Here is a 4,281-nt window from a genome sequence, read left to right on the forward strand (position 1 = left end):
AGCCTACGGCTTAAGCAGGGCCTGGCGGCCCTGCGGCGGTGCTGACGCACCGCCAGGTGCGGGGGTGCCGGCTACGCCGTCACCATGCGTGGCGTTGGCCTCGGCTGCGCCTCGGCGGGTGGTGGGTGGGTTGGGGGAATTCGCCTGCGGCGAATCCGTGGGCTTGTGCGGATAGGTGCGGATAGTTGATAGTGGGCGTCGGGCGTCGCTGCACTCCGCCTTTCCGGTGGCTTTTCCCCGGGCCTACGGCCCGTCAATCGGTCGGCTTTCCGGTCTTGTTGGGCTGGTGTTTTCACGGCCCTACGGGCCGATTGGCTGGCAGGGTTTCCCGGGCTGCGCCCGGGGATGAGCGTTGACGATGTGACGCGGAATTCGGGTAGTAGCCCATCCCTCCGGTCGGGCGGGGTGCCGGCCGGGGCCTGCGGCCCTCGGCGTTGACGATGTGTCGCGGACTTCGGCTATCAGCCACAACCCCACCCCCGGGGGCCTCCCCCGGTCCCGGATGGTGGCCGGTCAGCCGCCTGGTTGCTGGGCTGACGGCCCATCCTCCGCCCTCGGAGCGGGGCCTGCGGACCTCGGGGGAACCCTGGGGCCCTCCGGGTCCGGCTCGGCCTCCCAGCCCCTGTGGCGGTCCCTCACAGGCACCCCGCACGGCGGTCCCTCACAGGCACCCCGCACGGCGGTCCCTCACAGGCACCCCGCACGGCGGTCCCTGACGGGCCCTCAACCGCAGACTCCCGACCGGAATCCGCAGCGAATCCGGGAGCGTTTTCCCGGCTTCCGCACACCTCTATCCTACCGGTTCCCTGGCGAGTGCCGGAGGCAAACAGGCAACCTCGCGGGAACCGTCCATACCGGCCCTATCCTGCCGCACTCCCGGCGGGAATACGAATTCCCTCCCGCTCCTTTTCAGGCGACAATCCGAAACCCTTTCGGGGCGCAGCGGCGAGGAATCGAATTCAGGCACCTCGGAAAGGGGCCTACGGCCCTCCACACCGACACGGCGACCGCCCTTCCCGACCACCCAGGAAATCCCGCCAAGCGTCAGCCAAGCAATTCCCAGAACGGCGACACCAAACCGAATACCGGACCAGGACGGCCACCAGGGCGGGGCGCAGCGGGGCGCGGCACCGGGCGGGCACGGGCACAGCGGCGGACGGCCGAGACGGGCGCAGCGGGACGGCCTGGCGGCCGACCAGGACGGCGGCCAGGGCCCAGCAGCCGGGCGCGGCACCGGGCGACGCGGGCGGGCCGTCGAGGCCGGCCAACCGGCGCAGCCCGCTGCAACACGAAGTGCAACACGCCCACCCGCCCCCGCCCACAGCCACATAACACCTGGTCAGACCTGCAACACGACCTCGCGTTGCACCCCACCGCGACACCCCGTTGCACCCCGCGTTGCACCCCCACCACCGGCCACCCCGCCACCGAACACCACCACCAGGACCAGACCGCCGGGAAGGCCGGCCTTCCCGGCGGCCCCGGACGGCGACCAGGACAGCCCACCCCTGGCCGTCGTCGACACCCGGCTGCGGCCACCACCCGAGCAGCAGCCGCGGCCCCACCCCGGCACCTGTCGCACCCACCTGTCGCGCCCAGACCACACACAGGAGATCAGGGGTATCCGCCCACGTCACAACACGCGACAGCACCCCACACGACAGGGTGGCGCGACAGCAGGCACGACAGCACCGGACAACGGCCCGGACGGCACCGGGACGGCTTCCCAGACCACCACCAGAGCGGCCTCCAAGGCGGCCTGACGGTCACCCAACCGTCAGCGAGGGGGCAGTTGCCCAGCAGGCCGGAGTAGGCGCAGCAGGACGGCCTGGCGGCCGACCAAGACGGCGGCCAGGGTGGAGCGAGCCATGTTCGCTGCGTTCTTGCGATACGCGCCAGCCCGACGCGCCAGCCCGAAAGCCGGGATTCGCCATGGGTGCCGTCCCCGAGACCCACTCGATAATGGACCCGGAAGCTCCTCCGCCCAGCCGGAGGCCACACGCGAAGCTGGCCGGGCCCCTGGCTGCAACCAGGGGCCCGGCCTCGGGTGTGGGGCACTGGGGCGGGGCCGGCCGATCACATCCCGGCCGGGCCCGCCTCACGCAAGCCACGGCCTTTCAACCGGTCCCACCGCACGTGCTTCTACCGCACGAACTGCGTCACACAACCCGCGATCGCGCTCACCGCGCCGAGCACAGCGATCAACACTTGTGCCCGCACGCCAGGATCCACCCGCCTGTCCCGGGCTGGACCCCTCGTCCGCTTCCGCATGTCCACCTCCCCTCAGAGAAGACGCCAACAGACCGGCACACCGCGGACACACACCGCAACGCGCCACCCCCACCTCACACCCCTTCGCCACTGGTACGCCATCTAGCGGACCCTGGCGACCGATGGCGAATGGTCGCCTGGCACGTGACATCACCAAGAGAGGAGGAGCGACCGAGAAACCTGGGGGCTTGACATAAGCAACGGAGCCACGAACAACCCAGGGCGCCGAGCAGTCACCCTCCAGGCGGCACCGCAGCACCTCCTGGGACTGCCGCCATCCCGGGCCTCCGCAGCCCGCGCGGCCCACCGACGGGCGTCTCGGGCCGTTTCCCTGGCACGCTGCACGTCGGGGTCAGCGAGCTCCACCACACCGAACTCCCGCAGAGCCGGTACGCCACCGCACCGCGCAGCCGGGCGCCGGCGGGCCAGCGGGTAGCACGGGCGTGCCGCCACACCGCGCCAGGCCTGACCCCGAGCCACACAGCCAGCGTCCCAGCGGCAGGACGGCCAGGCCGGGCGCAGCCGGCGGTCCAGGCGCAGCGGCCGACCGTCGGCGTGCTGGGCGGAGAGAGCCAGGAGCTGAGCCCGGACGGTGCAATAGCCGCCGACCGGGCAGGGCGCAGCAGCCGGAATGCCCGGTGGAATTCACCCCCGAATCCACATCCAACAATGCCATACCGGCCCTCAAGCGGGCCGACCCGGCCCCTGACCCCATCAACCATCACACATAGTCACCAAAACAGCCCGGCCACCGACCCGCAGGACGCTTCAACAGGTCCAACCAAAGGTCCAGACAACTAGGCCTATGAGGCCCATTTCACGCCCACAGTACACAACAGGTCACACCCGACGGCCCCTCGCCGGGTAGAGCTTGGCGTGCAGCACGCGGTCCTCCCACCACGGATCGTCTGGAGTGGAGACCAGCGCGGCCACCAGCTCGCGCTTGGTCGGGACCGGCAGCATCAGCGGGCCCAAGTCCTTTGCGGCGCGGGCCTGTACGCAGTCGGGGCACTCCAGCCGGTCCGGCCGGGCCTTCTCCCGCAGCTCCAGCTTCGAGCCCTCCTTCCCCCCGATCGAGCCCCGGCACGTCCAACACAGACGCAACAAGGCGCTCGACTCCCGGGCAGCCTCCAAGTCGGCGGCGATGGGAAGGCGGAACTGCCTTCAAGTTCTGCTGTTCTCCGCGAGGCTGGGCTCATGGTTTCCGTGGTCTTCCGTGTCTCTCCGATCGCCGGGGAGACGACCTTCTCGCTGGTTGGCCGGGTCGCTGCCCGCTACGGCTTGGACGACGCAGCTCCGCTGACGCACTGGCAATGGCACGGCCACCGTCTGCGGCACGAGAGCGGTGCGCAGCGGGCGGACGCCGAGATGCTGCTGGATGGGGCGGGGCGGCGGGTACTGGCCGACTTGTGCGGGGTCGACGAGGAGGCGCTGGGACGGGCACTGCCGGCATGGGCGCTGGACGACGAGAAGCTGACCGTAGGAACGGGTGGGGGTGGTCCTCGGGCCGTGTGGCGGGTGGGCGGTGCGGTGGCGGGGCCGGTGGCGTTCGGGTGCCGGTCGTGCACGGCTCGGCGGACCGGAGCGCCGGGGCGTGGCCGTGCCGCCCGGTCACCGGGATGGTCTGTGGTGGGTGCGCCGTGAGCTCCAGCCGACGAGCAGGGTCTGTAAAGCCGTGGAGGCCGTGCGGCCGGTGGAGTTGCAGCCGGATGCCCTGGACGACCAGTTGATCGGGCAGTTGGTCGACCGGGCCCGCGCGAGCGGGCTGCAGCTCACCGGCGCCGGCGGCCTGCTCCAGCAGCTCACGAAGAAGCTCCTGGAATCCGCCCTTGAAGGCGAGATGACGGACCACCTCGGGTACGAGAAGCACGCCCCGACCGGGGCCGGCAGCGGGAACTCCCGCAACGGCGTCCGCTCGAAGACCGTTCTGACCGAGGTCGGGCCGGTCGAGATCGACGTCCCCCGCGACCGCGAGGGCTCCTTCGAGCCGCAGCTGGTCCGCAAGCGCCA

Annotated in this window: 2 protein-coding genes; one reads left to right on the forward strand and one right to left on the reverse strand. The window is 71.2% G+C overall.

The features are described 5' to 3' along the window. Positions 1-3,111 precede the first annotated feature (3,111 nt). A complete protein-coding gene (locus tag ACFVHB_RS39870) occupies positions 3,112-3,378 on the reverse strand; it encodes a hypothetical protein (RefSeq protein WP_380332856.1) in 267 nt (88 codons plus the stop codon). Positions 3,379-3,985: 607 nt separating this feature from the next. On the opposite strand from ACFVHB_RS39870, the gene ACFVHB_RS39875 reads away from it, so the two are divergent. Continuing rightward, positions 3,986-4,281, forward strand: a 296-nt coding sequence (locus tag ACFVHB_RS39875) for a transposase (RefSeq protein WP_380332858.1), incomplete at its 3' end; no start/stop codon positions are given.

This window comes from Kitasatospora sp. NPDC127111, assembly GCF_042677465.1.
In the GTDB taxonomy this organism is placed as follows: domain Bacteria; phylum Actinomycetota; class Actinomycetes; order Streptomycetales; family Streptomycetaceae; genus Kitasatospora.